16 protein-coding genes, 1 tRNA gene and 2 riboswitches are annotated in these 20,679 nt (G+C 74.0%); of the genes, 10 read left to right on the forward strand and 7 right to left on the reverse strand.

Features of this window, described 5'->3' with window-relative positions:
* Positions 1-23: 23 nt before the first annotated feature.
* The 4 genes from moeB to NR073_RS00505 all read right to left on the reverse strand — a co-directional run bounded on the left by moeB (position 24) and on the right by NR073_RS00505 (position 3,447).
* On the reverse strand, positions 24-1,220 hold the full coding sequence (moeB, locus tag NR073_RS00490; RefSeq protein WP_195081852.1) for a HesA/MoeB/ThiF family protein: 1,197 nt from the start codon (positions 1,218-1,220) through the stop codon (positions 24-26).
* A complete protein-coding gene (locus NR073_RS00495) occupies positions 1,217-2,035 on the reverse strand; it encodes a thiazole synthase (RefSeq protein ID WP_036316581.1) in 819 nt (272 codons plus the stop codon). The genes moeB and NR073_RS00495 overlap by 4 nt, the downstream gene beginning before the upstream one ends.
* Positions 2,036-2,038: 3 nt before the next feature.
* The gene (gene thiS / locus NR073_RS00500) at positions 2,039-2,281 is read right to left on the reverse strand and encodes a sulfur carrier protein ThiS (protein WP_041105270.1); all 243 of its coding nucleotides are present in this window, start codon (positions 2,279-2,281) and stop codon (positions 2,039-2,041) included.
* Complete coding sequence (locus tag NR073_RS00505) at positions 2,278-3,447, reverse strand: FAD-dependent oxidoreductase (RefSeq protein WP_036316589.1); 1,170 nt, start codon at positions 3,445-3,447, stop codon at positions 2,278-2,280. The genes thiS and NR073_RS00505 overlap by 4 nt, the downstream gene beginning before the upstream one ends.
* Positions 3,441-3,571, reverse strand: a riboswitch (TPP riboswitch). Its footprint overlaps the gene before it by 7 nt.
* A 21-nt stretch (positions 3,572-3,592) precedes the next feature.
* On the opposite strand from NR073_RS00505, the gene thiE reads away from it, so the two are divergent.
* Both thiE and NR073_RS00515 read left to right on the forward strand, forming a co-directional pair.
* The gene (thiE, locus tag NR073_RS00510) at positions 3,593-4,336 is read left to right on the forward strand and encodes a thiamine phosphate synthase (RefSeq protein WP_036316591.1); all 744 of its coding nucleotides are present in this window, start codon (positions 3,593-3,595) and stop codon (positions 4,334-4,336) included.
* A gap of 86 nt (positions 4,337-4,422) precedes the next feature.
* A tRNA-Arg gene (locus NR073_RS00515) sits at positions 4,423-4,495 on the forward strand.
* Positions 4,496-4,691: 196 nt separating this feature from the next.
* Here NR073_RS00515 and thiD read toward each other — a convergent pair.
* Complete coding sequence (gene thiD, locus NR073_RS00520; protein ID WP_256748538.1) at positions 4,692-5,546, reverse strand: bifunctional hydroxymethylpyrimidine kinase/phosphomethylpyrimidine kinase; 855 nt, start codon at positions 5,544-5,546, stop codon at positions 4,692-4,694.
* A gap of 73 nt (positions 5,547-5,619) precedes the next feature.
* Here thiD and NR073_RS00525 point away from each other — a divergent pair, with 73 nt between their 5' ends.
* The 7 genes from NR073_RS00525 (at position 5,620) to NR073_RS00555 (ending at position 14,185) form a co-directional block, all read left to right on the forward strand.
* Positions 5,620-6,777: a hypothetical protein gene (locus NR073_RS00525; protein WP_144786182.1), complete on the forward strand. Its 1,158-nt coding sequence runs from the start codon at positions 5,620-5,622 to the stop codon at positions 6,775-6,777.
* 62 nt (positions 6,778-6,839) lie between these two features.
* Positions 6,840-6,954, forward strand: a riboswitch (TPP riboswitch).
* The gene (gene thiC, locus NR073_RS00530) at positions 6,951-8,756 is read left to right on the forward strand and encodes a phosphomethylpyrimidine synthase ThiC (protein WP_036341386.1); all 1,806 of its coding nucleotides are present in this window, start codon (positions 6,951-6,953) and stop codon (positions 8,754-8,756) included. Its footprint overlaps the riboswitch before it by 4 nt.
* Positions 8,757-9,126: 370 nt before the next feature.
* A complete protein-coding gene (locus NR073_RS00535; RefSeq protein ID WP_036381796.1) occupies positions 9,127-10,047 on the forward strand; it encodes a hypothetical protein in 921 nt (306 codons plus the stop codon).
* Positions 10,044-11,180, forward strand: coding sequence for a hypothetical protein (locus NR073_RS00540; RefSeq protein ID WP_235186472.1), 1,137 nt, complete (start codon positions 10,044-10,046; stop codon positions 11,178-11,180). Before NR073_RS00535 ends, NR073_RS00540 begins: the two co-directional genes overlap by 4 nt.
* Positions 11,180-11,851, forward strand: a complete 672-nt coding sequence (locus tag NR073_RS00545; protein WP_036381706.1) for an ABC transporter ATP-binding protein — start codon at positions 11,180-11,182, stop codon at positions 11,849-11,851. Before NR073_RS00540 ends, NR073_RS00545 begins: the two co-directional genes overlap by 1 nt.
* Positions 11,852-11,956: 105 nt before the next feature.
* Positions 11,957-12,706, forward strand: coding sequence for a DNA-3-methyladenine glycosylase I (locus NR073_RS00550; protein ID WP_141842609.1), 750 nt, complete (start codon positions 11,957-11,959; stop codon positions 12,704-12,706).
* 63 nt (positions 12,707-12,769) lie between these two features.
* Positions 12,770-14,185 carry an NAD-dependent succinate-semialdehyde dehydrogenase gene (locus NR073_RS00555; RefSeq protein WP_036381712.1) on the forward strand — a complete coding sequence of 472 codons (1,416 nt, stop codon included), beginning with the start codon at positions 12,770-12,772 and terminating at the stop codon, positions 14,183-14,185.
* A 54-nt stretch (positions 14,186-14,239) separates the two neighbouring features.
* Here NR073_RS00555 and NR073_RS00560 read toward each other — a convergent pair whose 3' ends face one another.
* Together NR073_RS00560 and putP are read right to left on the reverse strand one after the other, a co-directional pair.
* Complete coding sequence (locus NR073_RS00560; RefSeq protein WP_036341396.1) at positions 14,240-14,833, reverse strand: 2'-5' RNA ligase family protein; 594 nt, start codon at positions 14,831-14,833, stop codon at positions 14,240-14,242.
* Positions 14,830-16,464: a sodium/proline symporter PutP gene (putP, locus tag NR073_RS00565; RefSeq protein WP_098093186.1), complete on the reverse strand. Its 1,635-nt coding sequence runs from the start codon at positions 16,462-16,464 to the stop codon at positions 14,830-14,832. The genes NR073_RS00560 and putP overlap by 4 nt, the downstream gene beginning before the upstream one ends.
* 108 nt (positions 16,465-16,572) lie before the next feature.
* Between putP and hrpA the strand changes: the two genes are divergently transcribed.
* Positions 16,573-20,676: an ATP-dependent RNA helicase HrpA gene (gene hrpA, locus NR073_RS00570; protein WP_230277820.1), complete on the forward strand. Its 4,104-nt coding sequence runs from the start codon at positions 16,573-16,575 to the stop codon at positions 20,674-20,676.
* The last annotated feature ends 3 nt before the right edge of the window (positions 20,677-20,679 follow it).

Genomic DNA, 20,679 nt, shown 5'->3' on the forward strand with positions numbered 1-20,679 from the left:
CAGGGTTCGTCGGGGTGGGGGGGTCAGGCGGGCCAGGCGGCGAGGCCGCCGGCGAGGGACAGGACGCGCCCGCCGGCGCCCGGGTCGGCCCCGACGACGGCGTCCCGCGCCCGGGCCGACCGGGCTCCGGCGGCGCAGTAGACCACCAGGACGCGGTCCTGCCCGGGCGCGTGGGCCGCCGGCTCCGCGAGGACGGCCTCGAGCGGGACGTGTCGATCGGCCACCGCCGCGGGGGCCTCGACGCGGCGCAGGCGGCGCTCCCAGTCCTCGCGGACGTCGAGCAGGGTGAGGGACGCGGCCCGGGCGGGGTCGGCGAGCAGGGCGGCCAGCGCGGCGGGGGCGATCTCCCCGCCCGCGGCGCCGCACGCCTCCGCCGAGTCGGGGGCGTCGGCGTCGTCCGGGCGGGGGGCCTGGGCCGCGTGGGCGGACAGGTCCGTCACGGGGGTCCGCTCGGGGTCGGCCACGAGCCGCAGCTCACGGAAGCGCATCGTCAGGGCGTCCACGGAGAGCAGCCGCCCGACCAGGGGCTCGCCCACCCCGGTGAGCAGCTTGATCGCCTCGGCCGCCATGAGGGAGCCGATGATCCCGGGCAGCACCCCGAGCACCCCGGCCTGCGCGCACGAGGGCACCTCGCCGGGTTCGGGCCGCTCCGGGAACACGTCCCGGTACAGCGGCCCGCCCGGGGCGAACACGCTCACCTGCCCCGCGAACCGCAGGATCGCGCCCCACACCACGGGCACGCCCGCGATCTCGCACGCGTCGGCCACGAGGTAGCGGGTCGCGTAGTTGTCCGTGCCGTCGAGCACGAGGTCCACGGCGCCGACCCGTTCGAGCGCGTTGGCCGCGGTCAGGCGTTCGCGGTGCTCGACCACGCGCACCTCGGGGTGCAGGCCGCGCATCGTCGCGGCGGCGGAGGCGGTCTTGGGGCGGCCGAGGTCCGCCTCGGCGTGGATCACCTGGCGGTGCAGGTTGGAGCGGTCCACCATGTCGTCGTCGATCACGTGGACCTCCCCCACGCCCGCGGCGGCGAGGTAGGTCAGCACGGGCGCCCCGAGGCCGCCGGCGCCGACCACGAGGACGCGGGAGCGCAGCAGCGCCAGCTGGGCCTCGGGGCCGAAGCCGTCCAGGCTCAGGTGGCGGGCGAAGCGCTCCAGCTGGGTGTCGGACAGCGCGGTGAGGTCGCGGGGCTCGCGGGCGGCGGGGTCCAGGGCGGCGGTCACCGCTCGTCCTCCTCGGCCGTGACCCGCCCGGCCATCGGCGAGGAGGCCAGGGCGTGCTCGCGGCGCGGGATGCGCCCGGCACGGCGGGCGTGGAAGCCCGCCTCGAGCGCGAGCCGGCACGCGTGGGCCATGCGGGCGGGCTCGGCGGCGCGCGTGATCGCCGAGGCGGCGAGCACGGCGTCGCAGCCGGCCTCCATCGCCAGGGCGACGTCCGAGGCGGTGCCCACGCCGGCGTCGAGCACGATCGGCACGGAGGCGCGGGAGACGATCAGCTCCAGGTGTGCGCGGTTGAGGATGCCCAGCCCCGAGCCGATCGGCGAGCCCAGCGGCATGACGGCGGCGGCGCCGGCCTGCTCGAGGCGCAGCGCCATGGCGGGGTCGTCCGAGGTGTAGGCCAGGACGGTGAAGCCGTCGGCGGCGAGCCGCTCGGTGGCCTCGAGGGTCTCGACGACGTCGGGCAGCAGGGTGCGCTCATCGGCGATGACCTCGACCTTCACGAGGTCGGTCTCGAGCGCCTCCCGGCCGAGCCGGGCGGTGAGCACGGCGTCCCGGGCGGTGTAGCAGCCGGCGGTGTTGGGCAGCACGTCGATGCCGAGGCGGTCCAGCAGCGCGACCAGGCCGTCACGGGTGTCCGCGGACCAGCGGCGCAGCGCCACGGTGGTGAGCGTGGTGCCGGAGGCGACGAGGGCGCCCTCGAGGGCGGTCAGGTCGGTGATGCCGCCCGTGCCCATGATGAGCCGGGAGGCCAGGTCGTAGCCGCCGATCCGCAGCGGCGGGATCGCGGGGGCGGCGGGCGGGGTGCGGTGCTCGGCCATCGCTCAGCCCCCCTGCACCGCGGTGACGACGTCGACCTCGTCCCCGGCGGCCAGCTCCCGGGTGGCCCAGGCCGACCGGGGCACGACCTCGCCGCCGACCGCCACGGCCACGCCGAGCCGCCGCCCATCCGCGGCGGCGCCGTCCTCGCCGATCGCGCGCCCGGTGACGTGCGCGACGACGTCGCGGACGGTGGCCACGGCCAGCTCGGCGGGCTCTCCGTTGAGGGTCAGGGGGAGGGTGCTCATGCGATCTCCTTCAGGCGGGCGTGCAGCAGCTCGAGGATCCGCCCGGCCGCCCAGGGGGCGAGCAGGATCCCGTGACGGTGGAAGCCGGTGGCGACGACGGCGCCCGGAGCCTCGGGCACGGCGAGCACGCGCGGGGCGTCGTCGGGGGTGCCGGGGCGGGCGGCGGTGGTGATCTCGACCAGCTCGCACTCGCGGACGGCGGGCAGGATCGCGGCGGCGTCGGCGAGCAGGTCCAGCACGGCCCCGGCGGAGGTGCCGGCCAGGCCGTCCTCGCGGGCCGAGGCGCCGACCACGAGGGTGCCGTCCGCGCGGGGCACGAGGTAGACCTGGCGCCCGTGGACGAGGCCGCGGACGGTGCGGGTGATCAGGTGCGACTCCCCCGGCAGCAGCTGCTCGGGGCGCACCCGCAGACGCAGCACGTCGCCGTGGACGGGGCGCAGCGGGACCTCGACGGCGGTGGCCGCGCCGCCGATCCCGCGGTGGCCCAGGCCCGCGGCGAGGACCGCGCCGTCGGCGGTGAGGACGCCCCCGTCGGCCAGCGTGAGGCGCACCCCCTCGCCCTCCGGGCCGGCGGCGGTGACGCGTCCGGCCACGAACCGGGCGGCGGGTCCGGCGCCGACCGGGAGCGGGCCGCCGTCGGGTCCGGTCTCGGCGCGCAGGGCGGCGACGCAGGCGGCGGCGAGCCGTCGCGGGTCCACCTGATGGTCGTCCGGGGCGTCGAAGCCGGCGGCCAGGCCCGGGGCCAGGGCGGGCTCGGCGCGGCGCAGCGCGCGGACGGAGACGGGCTCGACCCGGCGACCGAGGATCGAGGCGTGCTCGAGCACGTGGTCCCAGGCGCGGGCGTCCGAGGGGTCCGCGGCCACGATCCAGGCGCCCTGTGCGAGGAAGCCCGTCTCCACATCGGTGAAGGCGGCGAGCAGGTCCACGAGGGCCGGGTAGGCCTCCCAGCCGGCCTGCAGCAGCGGGGCGAGGTCGTCCTGGCTGAACTGGGTCTCGGCGAGCGGCGCGAGCATCCCCGCCGCGGCGTGGGTGGCCCCGGCCACGGCGTGCGGGCGCCCGGCGGCGTCCAGCTCGGGGGCGATCAGGGTGACGGCGTGGCCTGCGGCACGCAGACGCACGGCGGCGGTGAGGCCGATGATCCCGGCCCCGACGACGGCCACGTGCACGGACCGGTCCTCCTCACGGCGGCATGACCCGCATCGAGTGGTGATGGTCGGCCGCGCCGGCGCGGTGCGCCCCTGCGGCCCTCTCAGCCCGGCGTGTGCGGCCCGGGCTCCCATGGAACAGCGGCCAGTCTGCCACAGTGGGCGCATGCACTCCCCCGATCCGCTCCTGATGACCGCGGCCGGCCGCGACGACGGCGGCACCGGCCCCGGCGCGCGCCGCCGCGCCCGCCTCGCCGCCTCCCGGCTGTACGTCTGCACCGACCTGCAGCGGTTCCTGCGCCCGGACGGCACGCTCGACACGGCCGCGTTCGCCGACTTCTGCGCGGCGGCGTTCCGCGGCGGAGTAGACGTGATCCAGGTGCGGGACAAGGCCGTGGACGTGGCGGTCGAGCTGGCCGCGTTCGCCACGCTCGTCCCGCTGGCCCGGGAGCACGGGGCGCTCTCGGCCGCCAACGACCGCGCCGACGTCGCCGCCCTGGCCGGGGTGGACGTGTTCCACACGGGCCAGACCGACCTGACCACCGCGCAGTGCCGCGCCCTGCTGGGCCCGGACGTGGTGCTCGGCCGCTCGTGCCACACCGAGGCGCAGGTGCGCGGCGCCCGCGCGGAGGACGGCCTGGACTACTTCTGCACGGGGCCGGTGTGGGCGACGCCCACGAAGCCGGGCCGGGCCGCCGTCGGACTGGAACTGCCGACCCTCGCCGCACGCCTGGACGCGGAGGACCCGGCGGGGGCGCGGCCGTGGTTCGCCATCGGCGGCGTCGACGCGGACCGGCTGCCCGAGGTCCGCGCGGCCGGGGCGGAACGGATCGTGGTGGTCCGCGCCGTGACGCAGGCCGAGGACCCCGAGGCCGCGGCCCGGACCCTGCGCGCGGGCCTGCCCGGCTGACGCGCCCCGCGGGGAGGTCACGGACGGGCCGTCCTGATGGTGTAGAGTCGACGAGTCCGCAACGCGCTCGACGCGTCGCGACCCCCGCCTCCGTAGCTCAGGGGATAGAGCGTCTGCCTCCGGAGCAGAAGGCCGCAGGTTCGAATCCTGCCGGGGGCACGAGCGAACAGAGCCGGACCCCCGTGGCGACACGGTGGTCCGGCTCTTCTGCGTTCTGCGGACCCGGACGCTCGAGCGGAGCGGGAGGTCCGGGTCACCGGCATTCGAGGCGGGAAATCGACCTCATGGGACGTCCCGAGGTGCGTATTCGCCGGATTTCCCGCCTCGAACGTGTCGAAGCCCGGAGGTCCCGCCCTCAGCCCCGCTGCGCATGACCGTGGTCGACGGGCCCGTGCCACGTCGGCCGCGAGGCGTCCCCGACCGCGAGCGCCTCCCCCGCCCGCATCGCGTCGGCCAGCCACGGCTTGGCCCGCTCGAGTGCGTCCTCCCAGCTCAGGCCCGCCCCGGCCAGCGTGGCCAGGGCCGAGGAGAGGGTGCAGCCGGTGCCGTGCGAGGCGCGGGTCGTCACGCGCGGGCCGCGCACCTCGTGCACAGCCCCGTCCACGCGCACGACGGCGTCCGGCACCTCCGCCGCTGCGGCCTCGGGCGCCTCGGTCTCGTCCAGGTGCCCGCCCTTGAGCAGCACCGTCACCCCGTGCTCGGCGGCCAGGCCCCGCGCCGCGTCGAGGGCGGCGTCCCAGTCCGTCGCGTCCCGCCCGGTCAGCCGGGCCAGCTCGGGCAGGTTGGGTGTCACCAGGTGCGCCACCCGCAGCAGCCGGGCCCACGCGGCGCGCCCGTCGTCGTCGCCCACCGCGGTGAGGGCGTCACCGCTCGAGGCCACCATGACCGGGTCCAGCACGACGACGGCGGGTCGGGTCTCCTCGAGCCAGCCGGCGACAGCCCGCATGAGCTCCACCGTGCCGAGCATGCCGATCTTCACGGCGTCCACGGCGATGTCGGCGGCGACCGAGTCGAGCTGGGCGCGCACCACGTCCACCGGCAGCGGGTGGACGGCCTGCACGCCCTGCGTGTTCTGGGCGGTGATCGCGGTGATCGCGGTCATCCCGTAGCCGCCCCACGCGGCGATGGTCTTCAAGTCGGCCTGGACACCGGCGCCGCCGCCGGAGTCGGAGCCGGCGATGCTGAGCACGCGGGGGACGGCGGGGGTCATGCGGGGGCTCCTTCGGGTCGGGGCGGATCGGCCGTCCGGGCCGGGCCGATCCCGCCCATGAGAATGTAGTCGCATGTCCCACGTCACAGAGAGCTCTCCCGCGCACCCCGGCCAAGCCGAGGAGTCGGCGCCGCTGCGGCCGACCTCCCCGCTCGGGATCGCCGCCACGTTCATCGGCACCACCATCGGCGCCGGGTACGCCTCGGGCAACGAGATCCTGCAGTACTTCGTGAGCTTCGGCCTCTGGGGCGGCACGGGGGCGCTCGTGATCGCCGGCGCGCTGTTCTTCCTGCTCGCGGTGATCGTGCTGCGGCTGGCGCAGAAGCTGCGGACCACGGACATCCACCGGATCGTGAACCCCACGACGTCGCGCGTGCCCACCTGGTTCGCGGACCTGTGCATCACCACGTCCCTGCTGGGGACGCTGGTGATCATGCTGGCCGGGGCCGGGGCGGCGGTGCACACCGCGTTCGGGCTGCCCTCGCTCGTGGGCTCGCTGGTGATGGCCGCCGTCTGCGTGGTCTCGGTGCTGGCCGGCATCACGGGCCTCGTGCGCGTCCAGGCCGTGGTGGTCCCCCTGATCATCGTGGTCGCCGTCGGCGTCGCGGTGTGGGGGTTGGCGAACCCGGGGGCCGCGGTGGACGACGTCGCCGCGCTCGTGACCTCGTCCCCGCTGATCAACCAGTGGTGGCTCTCGGGCGTGCTGTACGTGGCCTTCAACATCCAGCTGGCCTACGCGGTGCTCGCCCCGATCGGCGAGGAGAGCTCCTCGTCGGGCCGCTCCCTCGTCGCCGGGGCCGGGCTCGGGGCACTGGGCCTCGTGGTGATGGCCGGCGCGGTGATGGCCGCGCTGACCGTCCACGCCCAGCTCATCGGCCGTGCCGAGCTGCCCATGGTCGAGCTGGCCGCGATGATCGGCGGCTGGGCCGCCCTGCTGTACACGGTCGTCCTGCTGCTGGCGCAGTTCACGACGGCGGTCTCGTGCCTGTACGGCGGGGTGGAGCGCATCGCCCTGCTGTCCTCGATGCGCCGCGTGCCGGGCTGGGTCATCGCCGTCGTCACGGCCCTGGCCGCCACCCTGCTCTCGAGCGTCGGCTTCTCCGACCTCGTGGGCACCGTCTACCCCGTCCTCGGCTACGCCGGCATCGTCATCATCGTGATGCTGGTCGTGACGTGGATCGTCGAGCGCACCACGGTACGCCGGCGGGCGGCCCGCGCGGCGCGCGCCTGAGCGGCCCGCCGCATGGCCGCTGCCGACGGCGGTGAGGCCCCGCAGGGGACGTGCTAGGGTCGTTCGCATCCCACGGGAGCCCCACGGCACGGGGCTGAGACCGGGCTGACGCCGCCCGGAGACCGTCTGAACCTGTCCGGGTCATTCCGGCGAAGGAAGAAGGAGCCGCGGCCATGTCCGTTTCCGAGCGCACCCCCCTGCCCGCAGCCGAGTCGACGGCCGAGGTCGTCGCCGAGGAGAACTACCCCACGCACCGTCTGGGCTGGCTCGAGGACGCCGAGCACGGCATCCGCGTGCCCGTCACCGAGGTCCACCAGGACGACTCCCCCGACGGCACGCCCAATGCGCCCCTGACCGTCTACCGCACCATGGGCCCGGGCTCCGTGCCCGAGCGCGGCCTGCCCGCCCAGCGCGCCGAGTGGATCCGCGCCCGCGGCGACGTCGAGGAGTACGAGGGCCGCGAGCGCGACCTGCTCGACGACGGCCGCTCGGCCGTGCGCCGCGGCGCCGCCTCACAGGAGTGGGCCGGCGAGCGCCGCCCCCCGCTGCGCGCCAAGGAGGGCGCGCGCGTCACCCAGATGCACTACGCCCGGCGCGGCGAGATCACCCCGGAGATGCGCTACGTCGCCCTGCGCGAGGGCGTGGACGTGGAGCTGGTGCGCTCCGAGGTCGCGGCCGGCCGCGCCATCATTCCGGCGAACGTGAACCACCCCGAGTCGGAGCCGATGATCATCGGCAAGGCGTTCGCCGTGAAGGTCAACGCGAACATCGGCAACTCGGCGGTGACGTCGTCGATCGCCGAGGAGGTCTCGAAGCTGCAGTGGGCCACCCGCTGGGGCGCGGACACCGTGATGGACCTGTCCACGGGCGACGACATCCACACCACCCGCGAGTGGATCCTGCGCAACTCCCCGGTGCCGATCGGCACCGTGCCGATCTACCAGGCCCTCGAGAAGGTCGGCGGCGACCACCAGGCCCTGACCTGGGAGATCTTCCGCGACACCGTGATCGAGCAGTGCGAGCAGGGCGTGGACTACATGACCGTGCACGCCGGCGTGCTGCTGCGCCACGTGCCGCTGTCCGCGGACCGCGTGACCGGCATCGTCTCCCGCGGCGGCTCGATCATGGCCGGCTGGTGCCTGGGCCACCACAAGGAGAACTTCCTCTACGAGAACTACGACGAGCTCTGCGAGATCTTCGCGCGCTACGACGTCGCGTTCTCCCTGGGCGACGGCCTGCGGCCGGGCTCCGTGGCGGACGCCAACGACGCCGCCCAGTTCGCCGAGCTCGACACGCTCGCCGAGCTGACGGAGCGGGCGTGGGCGTACGACGTCCAGGTCATGGTGGAGGGCCCCGGCCACATCCCGCTGCACCTGGTGCGGGAGAACGTGGAGCGCCAGCAGGAGCTGTGCAAGGGCGCCCCGTTCTACACGCTCGGCCCCCTCGTCACGGACATCGCCCCGGCGTACGACCACATCACCTCGGCCATCGGCGCCACCGAGATCGCCCGCTACGGCACCGCGATGCTCTGCTATGTCACGCCCAAGGAGCACCTGGGCCTGCCGGACCGGGACGACGTGAAGACGGGCGTGATCACCTACAAGATCGCCGCGCACGCCGCCGACGTCGCCAAGGGCCACCCCGGCGCCCGCGACCGCGATGACGCGCTGTCCAAGGCGCGCTTCGAGTTCCGCTGGCGCGACCAGTTCGGCCTCGGCCTGGATCCGCAGCTCGCCGAGGAGTACCACGACGAGACGCTGCCGGCCGAGCCCGCCAAGACCGCCCACTTCTGCTCGATGTGCGGGCCGAAGTTCTGCTCCATGCGCATCAGCCAGGACATCCGCAGCGAGTTCGGCGGCGCGTCCGAGCAGGCGCGGATCGCCGAGGCCGGCATGGCCGCGAAGTCCGCGGAGTTCCGGGCCGCCGGCGGGTCCGTGTACCTGCCCGAGCCGACGATCCGCACCGCCTCGGACGCCTGAGGCCGGACGCGGGGTGAGGTGGGGCGGGATGGCCCGCCCCTGCGCCACCTGACGATCGCGTCATGACCTGAGGGCCGCCACCAGGTCATGACGCGATCGCCAGGACAAGGCCCTCCGGGACGGCGAAGGCGCGGCCCCACGGACGGGGCAGTGCGCTCGGTGGTCGATCGAGTGGTGATGCCTCTTGACTCACACACACACTGGGCTCACTATTCCGTCAGGCCCCTGTGATGCGTGTCCCATTCGCCCACAGGAATTGAGTGGATGGAATATGACGTGAAAGTCGACATGACCCCGCCGGTCCGCACCCCAGGGGCGCTTCCCAGGTGAGGCATCATCCAGCCGCTCAGCTCTCCTCGGGCCAGCCGTGATGACCCGGATGCTCGTCTCGAGATTCCTCCTTCTCCTGATCACGCTCGGAACAGCAGCGCTCCTCGCGTCCTACGTCGGGGTGGAGAAGGAGGAACGCTGGCGCATGGACGGCACGGTGTACGAGATCTCGGCATTCCCCGCTGGCGAGGCCTGGCCCATGATCCGGACGTCGCTGACGGGACCGGACTCCGGCTCTGCGGCCACGTCCACGAGCCCCCACGTGACTGCCCTCGCCGGCCGACCTGCTCTGGACGTGCTCCCGGATGGCGTCGCCCCGACCGCGGTCGTCCCCAGCACCTCCCCCTTTGCCGCACGTGCCGCTGCGGGCGAACTGAGCTGGCCGGACGTCGATCGGGTCGTCGTCCGAGACCTCTCCTCCGCGCCGGATCGCGCCACCGAAGCAGACCTCCTGGTCCCGTTCCTCTCCACCGACAGTTCGTCCCTTGCCGGCGTGATCGGCGGCTCACCGGCCCAGGTCGACGAGCTCGTCCAATCGCTGCGGCGGGCCGGTGTCGTCGTCGACGTCGTCCCGCTCCCGCCGCCGTGGGAGGCAGCGATGCGACGCAGTGTCCACGTGCCCCTGCTCGCCGTGATCGCCGGCTTCGCCCTGCTGGGCGCACAGGTCGTCTGGCGCACGACCCTGCGCAGTCGACTGCTCCCTGCCGTCACCTCGCACCGCCTCGTCGGTGCCTCCCCGCTGCGAGCGGCCCGGCTCGGTGTCCGGCCCGCCATGCTCGCCTGGGCGACCGCCGCCGCGAGTGCCGGCGGAGTCTGGCTCGTGGCATGGCCCCGGTGGGACGCGGAGATCGGGCTCACGGGGGGCACCGCTCTCCTCTGGTCCGCCGTGCTCGTCGTGGACGCCATCCTCATCCTCAGCACGACCCTGTCCACCCTCTGGGTCCGAAGGGCACACGCATGATGGCAGCCATGCGGGCCGTTGCGGACGGCCTCCGCGACCTGTTCGACACGCCCGGACTGCTGTTCCTGTCCCTGCTGCACACGACCGTGGCGTCGGTCGTGTTCGGACTGGCCCTGGGCGTCGCCGGCGGGGTGACCACGGCGCTCGAGGTGCTCGAGGACGCCGAGTCGTCGGGCCTGGTGACAGCCAGGATTCTGGACCCCGCCGTCACGACCGACCTCCGCCCCCGCGCCGTCGACACCGTCTCCCGGGCGTTCGCCGCCCATGTCGACGGAGTCGACCCCCGTGCCTTTCTCGTGACGGACGCCATCGGAATCGAGGACCCCCGGCTGCAGGGGGCGGTCATCGCCACGCCTGGTCTGGCCCGGGAGTTCGGCGCTGCCGCTGCCGTCAGTCCCGCCGAGGGCGTGTACTTCGCTCCCGCCGCGATCACCTCCGGGGGGCCGGGCGGCACCGTGTATGTGGGGTCCACACCCCACAGCTATGCCGGCCCACTCCCCGGGGACGCGGCCGCGCCGCGGGCCGACGGATCCCTCTGGCCCCTGGGTGAGTCGCCCGTCATCGTCACCAGCACCACGACCATGGCCGGCCTGATCGAACCGGCCCAGCTCGCGGCGGTCTACGGTTCCGTCGTGGCACGCCAGGACGCGGCCTCCGAGGTGAGAGCGGCACTCGACGTCCTCGAGGACGAGACGGGCGTGGTCGCCGAGTTGGCCCCGATCGCCTCGGCCAGGTCTCCGATCGCCCGAGAAGCCCGCGGTGCCGCGCTCATGGTCACCGCCTACACCGCCGGGCTTGCCAGCGCCGTCGTGACGGTGGTGAGCCTCCTGACGACCATGACCCGTCGACTCACGCCCGCGTGGCTGGCGCACCTGACGGTCGGGGCGCCCAGACGACTGATCCGGCTCCGGATCGCCACATCCGTGGCCGCGGTATGGGGCATTCCGGCCGTGCTCGGATCGTTGCTCGGCCTCGGCATCGCCTCGGAAGCGGGCGGACTGCGTCCGGCGCCTGCCGTCGTCGTGGTCGGGCTGGCGGTCGTCTTGGCGATCGCCGCTGCGTGCACCCGTCATCCCCTCCGCCGGCTGCACCGGGCCGTCCGCACGGCGGCACTCGTCGAAAGGACCGTGTGATGTCCCTGCTCACCGTGCACGACGTGCACCGCTCCTACCGCGGCCCCGCCGGGGATGTCCCCGTGCTCCGAGGCGTCTCACTCCAGGTCCCCGAGGGCGGCGTCCACGCGATCATGGGACCCTCCGGGTCCGGCAAGTCCACCCTGCTGCGGCTCCTCGCCTGCCTTGACACACCGGACGCCGGCAGCATCCGTGTGGCTGGGCGGAGCCTGCCGGCACCGTGGTCGTCCGACGGCGACGCCTACCGGAACCGGACGTGCGGCATCGTGCTCCAGGACCATCTGCTCATCGATCGGGCGACCGCCATGGACAACGCGGCCCTGCCGCTGCTCTACGCGCGGCCGCGCCCGGCGAAGCGCGAGCGTCGCGACATGGCCGCCGAGCTTCTGACGCGGCTCGGGCTCGGAGACCGTCTCCACCACCCCGTCGGCCGACTCTCCGGCGGCGAGCGCCAGCGCGTGGCCATCGCCCGGGCCGTGATCATGGGGCCCTCCCTGCTGCTCGCCGACGAGCCGACGGGCGCCCTGGACGAGGAGCGCACCGACGAGGTGATGGGGCTCTTCCGCTCCATGTCCCAGCCGGAGCGGGCGATCGTGATCGTGACGCATGACCCCGCCGTGGCGGCCCGGTGCGACCACACGTGGCGGCTGCGGGCCGGGCGGCTCGAGTGACGAGGTCCGGCCGTGCCTCCTGCACAGGTGTCCGCAGACGGCGTGGCGTCCCCGGGCGTCGCGTTCCGGTTCCGGATGTCCGGGGCCGCTCCTAGGCTCGGATGCATGAGCGCGCACCACGCCGACGACGGCCTCCCCGCCCCCGTCTCCACCCTCGCCGAGGATCCACCGGCCGACGGGCGACAGGCGCCGCCGAGTGGCGTCGTCGTGGGTGAGGACGGGCGGGCCCGCCCGCCGTGGGCGGCACGGGATCCGCTGCTGCGGGAGTACTACGACACGGAGTGGGGCCTGCCCGTCACGGACGAGCGGGGCCTGTTCGAGCGCCTCGTCCTCGAGGCGTTCCAGTCGGGCCTGAGCTGGCGGACCGTCCTGGCCAAGCGGCCCCGGTTCCGGGAGGTGTTCGCGGGCTTCGACGCGGACGCCGTCGCGGCGTTCGGGGACGCGGAGGTCGAGGCGCTGCTGGCGGACCCCGGCATCATCCGGAACCGGCGCAAGATCGAGGCGGCGATCGCGAACGCGCAGGCCGTCGTCGGGATGCGCGGTGAGCGGTTCGCCCCGCTGCACCCGGGCTCCCCCGGCGCGGGCCCCGCCTGGCACGGCGACGGCGACCGGCCGGTCCGCGGTCTGCCGGGGCTGGTCTGGGCGCACCAGCCTGCCGCGACCCCACGGCCGGAGACGGTGGCGCAGGTCCCCTCGACCTCGGACGAGTCGCGCGCGCTCGCGAGGGCGCTGAAGGCGCACGGCTGCCGATTCGTGGGGCCGACCACGTGCTTCGCCCTGATGGAGGCCGCCGGGATCGTGGACACCCACCTTCTCGGCTCCTGGCGAAGAGGGGCGTCCGGGATCTGGGAGTGAGCGGGGGCCTCCGGCAGGATGGGGAGCTCAACGCAGGACGTCCACACGAAAGGGTGACGACTGATGACCACCACCTCCGCCTCTCAGGGCTACCGCACGATCAACCCGGCCACCGGGGAGCTGCTGAAGTCCTTCGACAACGCCACGGATCAGCAGATCGCCGACGCCCTCGACGCCTCGCAGGCCGCGTACGAGCAGTGGTCCCGGAAGTCGGTGGCCGAGCGCGCCGCCGTCGTGAAGCGGATCTCCGAGCTGCTGGCCGAGCGCTCCAAGGACATCGCCGCGCTGATCACCACGGAGATGGGCAAGTCCCTCGGCGCGGCAGTCGGCGAGGTGCGCTACGGCGCCCAGATCTTCGGGTACTACGCGGACGAGGCCGAGGAGCTGCTCGCGGACCAGCGGATCAAGCAGTTCTCCGGGCAGGAGGCGTTCATCCAGCGGCTGCCGCTCGGCCCGCTGCTGGGGATCATGCCGTGGAACTTCCCGGTGTACCAGGTGGCCCGTTTCGTGGCGCCGAACCTCGTGCTGGGCAACACCATCCTGCTCAAGCACGCCGAGATCAACCCGCAGGTGGCGCAGCTGCTGGAAGAGCTCTTCACCGAAGCCGGGCTCCCGGAGGGCGTGTACCAGAACGTGTTCGCCACCCACGACCAGATCTCCACGATCATCGCCGATCCGCGCGTGCAGGGCGTGTCCCTCACCGGTTCGGAGCGGGCCGGCGCCACCGTCGCCGAGCAGGCCGGCCGGCACCTCAAGAAGGTTGTGCTCGAGCTCGGCGGCTCCGATCCGTACATCGTGCTCTCCGCGCCGGACGCCCGCGCCGCCGCCCGCGACGCACTGGCCACCCGGATGGGCAACTGGGGCCAGGCCTGCAACTCGAACAAGCGCATGATCGTCATGGAGGACATCTACGACGACTTCGTGGATGAGCTGGTCCAGCGCTCCTCGGCGATGAAGCCCGGCGACCCGACCTCGCGCGACGCCGACGTCTACGGCCCGCTGTCCTCCGAGTCCGCGGCCGACGGGCTCACCGAGCAGATCGCCGCGGCCAAGGAGGCCGGCGCCACCGTCCACGTGGGCGGCGAGCGCGTCTCCGGCCCGGAGGGCGAGGGCTTCTACGTCTCCCCGGCCGTGATCACGGACGTGGACCAGGAGAACCCCGCCTACACGCAGGAGCTGTTCGGCATGGCCGCCGTGGTCTACAAGGTGTCCTCGGCCGAGGAGGCCGTGGCGCTGGCCAACGACTCCCAGTACGGTCTCGGCGGCGCCGTGTTCTCCACGGACCTGGACGAGGCCAAGCGCGTGGCCGACCAGCTCGAGGTGGGGATGGCGAACGTGAACCTCGCCTCCGCCGCCGGCGCGAACCTGCCCTTCGGCGGCGTGAAGCGCTCGGGCTTCGGCCGCGAGCTCGGCCCCATGGCCGTGGACGAGTTCGCCAACAAGCGCCTGTACGCGGTGCAGGGCCCCCTGGAGGGCTGACCCGGGGCCGGGTCGGCCGGGCGGGTCTCCCGCTCCGGCCGCCCCGTCGGCCTCTCAGCCGCGCAGCGGGACGGTCGCCAGCACCTCGTGCAGCGGCCCGCCGGACCGTCCCTCGCCGAGCCGGGACGCCACGACCTCGACCCCGTCGGCGGTCCACTGCGGACCGCGGTACACGGCGAGCGCGCGCACGGCCTCGGCCAGCAGGACGGTGGCCGGTGCCGGCGGACGGGGCTCGCCCCGCCTCCGACCCCGAGGTCGGGGCGCGGCGGCCGAGACCCGCGCCACGGTGAGGTGGGCACGCCGGCGGTCCCGGCCGTCGTCGTCGGCGAGCCAGGGCTCCGCCAGGAGCGCGCCGAGCTCCCGGACCTGCCCGCCCACCCCCACCCAGAGCGTGCGGTGGGAGAACTCCCCCGCTCCGGCCAGGTGCAGGTGCAGCGGGGCATGTCCCGCCGCGATGCGGCCGGCGTCGGCGACGACGTCGTCCACGGCGCCGGCGGGCACCTCCGGGTGGAACGCCAGCGTCAGGTGCCGCTGCTCCGGCTCGGTCCAGCGCAGCGCGCGTCCGGCCCGGTCCCGGACGCCGTCGAGGGCCGGCTCGAGGTGGTCGAGCACGGCCCTCGGCGGACGGATCGCGAGGAAGAGCCTCACGCCTGCGCGCGCGGATCCGCGGCGGATGCGGTCGAGCCCCCGGCGGCGTCGCGCGTCATGGCGGCCGGGGCCACGTCCGGGTCCGGCTCGCGGCCGGCCACGATGTCGATCGCGCCGGTGAACTCGGCGTCGATCCGCCGCTGCACCCGGCGCGAGCGCTGGGTCACGAGGGACACCACCACACCCACCACGAAGGCGGCGACGAAGCCCGGCAGCAGCTCGTACAGGCCGAACCACTCCCACGTCTCGGCACTGGCCTCGGACCACACCCAGGCGACGGCGGCGCCGGTGACCATGGCGGCCATCGCCCCCCACGAGGTGAACCGCGGCCAGTACAGGGCGAGCAGGATCACAGGGCCGAAGGCGGCGCCGAAGCCGGCCCACGCGAAGGAGACGAGCTCGAGCACGGAGGAGTCCGGGTTGAGGGCGAGCAGCCCCGCCACGAGCGCCACCACCAGCACGCCGATGCGGCCGAGCCACAGGGTGAACGTCGGGGAACCGGTGCGCCCGCGCAGCATGTAGAGGTCCTCCACCAGGGCGGAGGAGCACACGATCAGCTGCGAGGAGAGCGTGGACATGATCGCGGCGAGGACGGCGGCCAGCACCAGGCCGGCCACGAACGGGTGGAACATGATCGAGGCAAGCACCAGGAACACGGTCTCCGGGTCCTCGAGCGTGGTGCCGGGGTTGGCCTGGAAGTAGGCGATGCCCACGAGGGCCACCATCACGGCACCGAACACGGACAGCGCCATCCAGCCGATGCCGACGCGCCGGGCGACGGCCGCGTCGTGCGGGGTGCGCAGGGCCATGAAGCGGACGATGATGTGCGGCTGGCCGAAGTAGCCCAGGCCCCAGGCGAGGGAGGACAGGACGCCGATCAGCGTTGCGTTCTCGAACATCGAGAAGTGGTTCACTCCGCCGCCGGCGGCGTCGGCGGCGCGGATGCCCTCGACGACGGCGTCCCAGCCGCCCATGGTCAGGATCACGACGATGGGGACGGCCAGCAGGGAGAGGAACATGAGGATGCCCTGGGCCACGTCCGTCAGCGAGGCGCCGAGGAAGCCGCCGAACAGGGTGTAGAGCACCGTGATGCCCGCGACCACGAGCATGCCGGTGAGGTAGTTGATGCTGATGCCCTGGGCGTAGAAGGAGTCGGGGCCGAAGGTGGACTCGACGAACTTGCCGCCGGCCACCATGCCCGAGGACACGTAGAAGGTGAAGAACACGAGGATGATCAGGCCGGCCACGATCCGCAGGATGTGCGTGCGGTCCTTGAATCGGTTCTCGAGGAAGGACGGGATCGTGATCGAGTTCCCGGCCACCTCGGTGTAGGAGCGCAGGCGGGGGGCGACCACGCGCCAGTTCACCCACGCGCCCACGGTCAGGCCGACCGCCATCCAGCCCTCGACCAGGCCCGCGGCGTAGATCGCGCCGGGCAGGCCCATCAGGAGCCAGCCGGACATGTCGGACGCACCCGCGGAGAGCGCCGCGACGGACGGCTTCATGTCGCGTCCTGCGAGCATGTAGTCGTCGAGGTCGGTGTTCTTGCGGGAGGCGTACAGGCCGATCGCGATCATCGCGAGGAAATAGAGGCCGATCGCCGCCAACAGGAAGACGGTGTTCGTGTCCATGGGCTCCAGAGAATCACATCCGGACTCTCAGCCCCAGTCCCAGGTCCGTCCCAGATTCGCCCCGTCCGGGTCGGCCCGGGCCCCCGCGCGCCTAGGATGGAGGCCGTCATGACGCAGACTCCCCCGCCCTCCACGCCCGCCGCGCAGCCGTCGGCGACGCCCCACGACGCCGTCGCGATCACGTTCCCCGAACACCTGCCGGTGGCGGAGCGCCGTGAGGAGATCATGGCCGCGATCCGCGACCACCAGGTGGTGATCGTCGCGGGCGAGACCGGCTCGGGCAAGACCACGCAGCTGCCGAAGATGTGCCTGGCCCTCGGGCTCGGGGAGGCCGGCTCGATCGGCCACACCCAGCCCCGGCGCATCGCCGCCCGCTCCGTGGCCGAACGCATCGCGCAGGAGCTGGGCGAGGAGATCGGGCAGACGGTCGGCTACCAGGTCCGCTTCACGGCGCAGACCTCGAAGGCCACCCGGGTCAAGGTCATGACGGACGGCATCCTGCTGGCCGAGATCCCCCACGACCCGCAGCTGCGCCGCTACTCCGTGATCATCGTGGACGAGGCCCACGAGCGCAGCCTCAACATCGACTTCCTCCTGGGCTACCTGCGCAACCTGCTGCCCCAGCGCCCGGACCTGAAGGTGATCATCACCTCGGCCACCATCGACCCGGAGCGCTTCGCCCGGCACTTCGGCCGGCCGCTGGCCGCGGGCGAGGACCATGCGGACGCGGTGGAGGCCGACGACGGCGGCCGCGTGGTCCCGGCGCCGATCATCGAGGTCTCGGGGCGCACCTACCCCGTCGAGATCCGCTACCGGCCGCTGACCGACGAGCCCTCCCCCGACGACCCCGAGGACGATGCGGACGACGCCGCCGAGACCCGCGACCCCCTCGACGCGATCGGCGACGCCGTCCTCGAGCTGGCCGCCGAGCCGCCGGGTGACATCCTCGTGTTCCTGCCGGGCGAGCGGGAGATCCGCGAGGCCGCGGACCACCTGACAGGCGTCGTCGCCGGCACCACGCGCCTGGCCGGCACGGAGATCCTGCCGCTGTTCGGCCGCCTGTCCATGGCGGAGCAGCACCGCGTGTTCGGCCGCGCCGGGGCCGGGGTGCGCCGGCGGATCGTGCTGGCCACGAACGTCGCCGAGACGTCCCTGACCGTGCCGGGCATCAAGTACGTGATCGACACGGGCACCGCGCGCATCTCGCGCTACTCGAACCGCACCAAGGTGCAGCGCCTGCCGATCGAGCGCGTCTCCCAGGCCAGCGCGAACCAGCGCGCGGGCCGGTCCGGCCGCACCTCGGACGGCATCGCGATCCGCCTGTACTCGGAGGAAGACTACCTCTCCCGCCCCGAGTTCACGGACCCGGAGATCCTGCGCACCTCCCTGGCCTCGGTGATCCTGCAGATGCTCTCCCTCGGCGTGGCCCGCACCCCGGGCGACGTCAAGGAGTTCCCCTTCGTCCAGCCGCCGGACGGCCGTCAGGTCACCGACGGCGCCACCACGCTCACCGAGCTCGGCGCGCTCGAGGCCGGCGGCGCCCGCGCGGGCACCATCACCCGGGTCGGACGCCGCCTGGCCCGCCTGCCCGTGGACCCGCGGCTGGGTCGCATGATCCTCGAGGCCGGTGAGCGCGGCTGCGTCCGGGAGGTCATGGTGATCGCCGCGGCCCTGACCATCCAGGACCCCCGCGAGCGCCCCACGGAGCAGCGCGAGGCCGCGGACGAGCTGCACCGCCGGTTCGCGGACGAGAACTCGGACTTCTCCGCGATCCTGAACCTCTGGGCCTACCTGCACGAGCGGCAGAAGGAGCTCTCCGGCTCCCAGTTCCGCAAGCTGTGCCGCCGTGAGCACATCAACTGGCTGCGCGTGCAGGAGTGGCAGGACCTGGTGCGCCAGCTGCGCCAGCTCGCCAAGGACGTGGGCCTCACCGTCGAGTCCGGACCCGTGGACCCGGTCGGCCGGCACGAGGCGGTGCACAAGTCCCTGCTCACGGGCCTGCTCTCGCAGATCGGCGCCTACGACGAGCGCCGTCGCGAGTACGTGGGCGCCCGCGGCACCCGCTTCGCCGTGTTCCCCGGCTCCGCCCTGTTCAAGAAGCGCCACCCGTTCGTCATGGCCGCCGAGCTCGTGGAGACCTCCCGGCTGTGGGCGCGCACGGTGGCCCGGATCGAGCCGGAGTGGGCCGAGGAGGTCGCCGGCCACCTCGTCAAGCGGACCTACAACGAGCCGCACTGGTCGCGGCGGGCGGCTTCCGTCGTCGCGCGCGAGAAGGTGACGCTGTTCGGCGTCACTCTGATCCCGGACCGCTCGGTCCGGTACGGCCGGATCGACCCGGAGCTCTCCCGCGAGCTGTTCATCCGGCACGCCCTCGTGGAGGGCGACTGGCGCACGCGTCACCGGTTCTTCGCCCGCAACCGGGCTGCGCTCGAGGAGGTCGACGCCCTCGAGACGCGCCTGCGCCGCCGCGACCTGCGGATCGGGGACGAGGACCTGTTCGCCTTCTACGACGCGCGGATCCCGGGAAACGTCGTCTCCGAGCGGCACTTCGACGCGTGGTGGAAGAAGGCGCGCCAGGATCAGCCGGACCTGCTGGACCTCGACGTCGCCGCCCTGCTCACCGCCGACGCCGAGGACCTGGACACCGACGCGTTCCCCACCACGTTCACGTATCCGATGCCCGGCGGCGACGTGGAGCTCGACCTCGAGTACACGTTCGACCCGACCGGCGCGGCCGGCACCGACGGCGTGACCGTGGCCGTGCCGATCCTGCTGCTCAACCAGGTCTCCCCCGGCCCCTTCGCGTGGCTGGTCCCCGGCCTGCGGGTCGAGCTCGTCACCGCCCTCATCAAGGCGTTGCCCAAGGCCGTGCGCAAGAACCTCGTGCCCGCCCCGGACGTGGCCCAGCAGCTCGTCGCGGACCTCGAGGCCCACGCCGACCCGCTGCGGGACGAGCTGCCGGACGCGCTGTCCGCGGCCGTGCGCCGGGTGCGCGGCGTGGTGGTGGAGCCCGGACTGTGGGCCCTGGACGCGGTGCCCCTGCACCTGCGGATGGACTACCGCGTCGTGGACGCCCGCGGCGCCGTGATGGGCGCCGGCCAGGACCTGCCCGCGCTGCAGGCCCGGCTCGCGCAGGCCAACCGCTCCGCGATCGCCGCCCGGCTCGCCGGCACCGACGATCCCGCCTCGGCCCGGCCGGGGCCGCGCGGCACGGGCCGCGGCGGCCGGGCCCAGGCCGACGGGCGGGCCGGGGCCGAGGGACGCCGTCGCCCGGAGGGCCCCGGGCGGTCCGACGCGACGCCGGCCTTCGAGGAGCGGCACGGGTTGACCTCGTGGAGCATCGGCACGGTGCCGAAGACCGTCTCCACCGCGGCCGGGGCGCGCGGCCCCGCCATCACGGGCTACCCGAGCCTGGTGCCCGAGACCACGCCCGACGGCGGCCCCGCGGCCGGCCTGACCGTGGCCCGGTCCGCGGACGACCAGGCGGCCTGGCACCGGGCCGGGGTGATCCGGCTGCTGCTGGCCACCCTGCCCAGCCCCCAGCGCTACGTGCTGGACCACCTGGACAACCGGGAGAAGCTCACCTTCACCCAGAACCCGCACGGCTCGGTGGACTCCCTCGTCGCGGACTGCACGCAGGCCGCCGTCGACCGTCTCGTCGGGGACGAGCTGCCGTTCGACGAGGCCGCGTTCCGCGCCCTGTTCGACCGGGTGCGGGCCGACCTGATCGACACGGTCTTCGCCGTCACGTCCCTGGTGGAGCAGGTGCTCTCCCGGGCCGCGCAGGTGCGACGCCGGCTCAAGGGCTCGGTCTCGCTCGCCCTCGCGCCGGCGCTGTCGGACGTGAAGGCACACCTCGAGCAGCTCGTGTTCCCCGGCTTCGTGGCCACCACGGGCTGGGAGCGGCTGCAGCACCTGCCGCGCTACCTGCAGGGCATGCTGACGCGCCTGGACCGGTTGGACGCCGGCGGCCACCTGCAGCGCGACGGGCAGCACATGGCGGTGGTGCAGGGGCTCGAGGACGAGTTCGACGCCGCCGTCGCGGCCCACCGCGCCCGGTTCGCGGGCACGCCCGTGCCCGCGGAGCTGGAGCGGGTGCGCTGGCTCATCGAGGAGCTGCGCGTCTCGTTCTTCGCCCAGGAGCTGGGCACGGCGGTCTCGGTCTCCGAGAAGCGGGTGCGTCAGGCGCTCGCCCGGGCCACGCGCGCCTGAGCC

The organism is Micrococcus sp. Mcc28 (genome assembly GCF_024519775.1).
Classification (GTDB): domain Bacteria; phylum Actinomycetota; class Actinomycetes; order Actinomycetales; family Micrococcaceae; genus Micrococcus; species Micrococcus luteus.

What these genes read in the sequence shown, in the direction of transcription:
- thiE (WP_036316591.1), top strand. Translation starts at nt 3,593, where the DNA reads ATGCACTCCCCCGATCCGCTCCTGATGACCGCGGCCGGCCGCGACGAC.
- hrpA (WP_230277820.1), top strand. Translation starts at nt 16,573, where the DNA reads ATGACGCAGACTCCCCCGCCCTCCACGCCCGCCGCGCAGCCGTCGGCG.
- NR073_RS00525 (WP_144786182.1), top strand. Translation starts at nt 5,620, where the DNA reads ATGTCCCACGTCACAGAGAGCTCTCCCGCGCACCCCGGCCAAGCCGAG.
- putP (WP_098093186.1), bottom strand. Translation starts at nt 16,464, where the DNA reads ATGGACACGAACACCGTCTTCCTGTTGGCGGCGATCGGCCTCTATTTC.
- NR073_RS00550 (WP_141842609.1), top strand. Translation starts at nt 11,957, where the DNA reads ATGAGCGCGCACCACGCCGACGACGGCCTCCCCGCCCCCGTCTCCACC.
- NR073_RS00555 (WP_036381712.1), top strand. Translation starts at nt 12,770, where the DNA reads ATGACCACCACCTCCGCCTCTCAGGGCTACCGCACGATCAACCCGGCC.
- NR073_RS00495 (WP_036316581.1), bottom strand. Translation starts at nt 2,035, where the DNA reads ATGGCCGAGCACCGCACCCCGCCCGCCGCCCCCGCGATCCCGCCGCTG.
- thiS (WP_041105270.1), bottom strand. Translation starts at nt 2,281, where the DNA reads ATGAGCACCCTCCCCCTGACCCTCAACGGAGAGCCCGCCGAGCTGGCC.
- thiC (WP_036341386.1), top strand. Translation starts at nt 6,951, where the DNA reads ATGTCCGTTTCCGAGCGCACCCCCCTGCCCGCAGCCGAGTCGACGGCC.
- NR073_RS00545 (WP_036381706.1), top strand. Translation starts at nt 11,180, where the DNA reads ATGTCCCTGCTCACCGTGCACGACGTGCACCGCTCCTACCGCGGCCCC.
- thiD (WP_256748538.1), bottom strand. Translation starts at nt 5,546, where the DNA reads ATGACCCCCGCCGTCCCCCGCGTGCTCAGCATCGCCGGCTCCGACTCC.
- NR073_RS00540 (WP_235186472.1), top strand. Translation starts at nt 10,044, where the DNA reads ATGATGGCAGCCATGCGGGCCGTTGCGGACGGCCTCCGCGACCTGTTC.
- NR073_RS00535 (WP_036381796.1), top strand. Translation starts at nt 9,127, where the DNA reads ATGACCCGGATGCTCGTCTCGAGATTCCTCCTTCTCCTGATCACGCTC.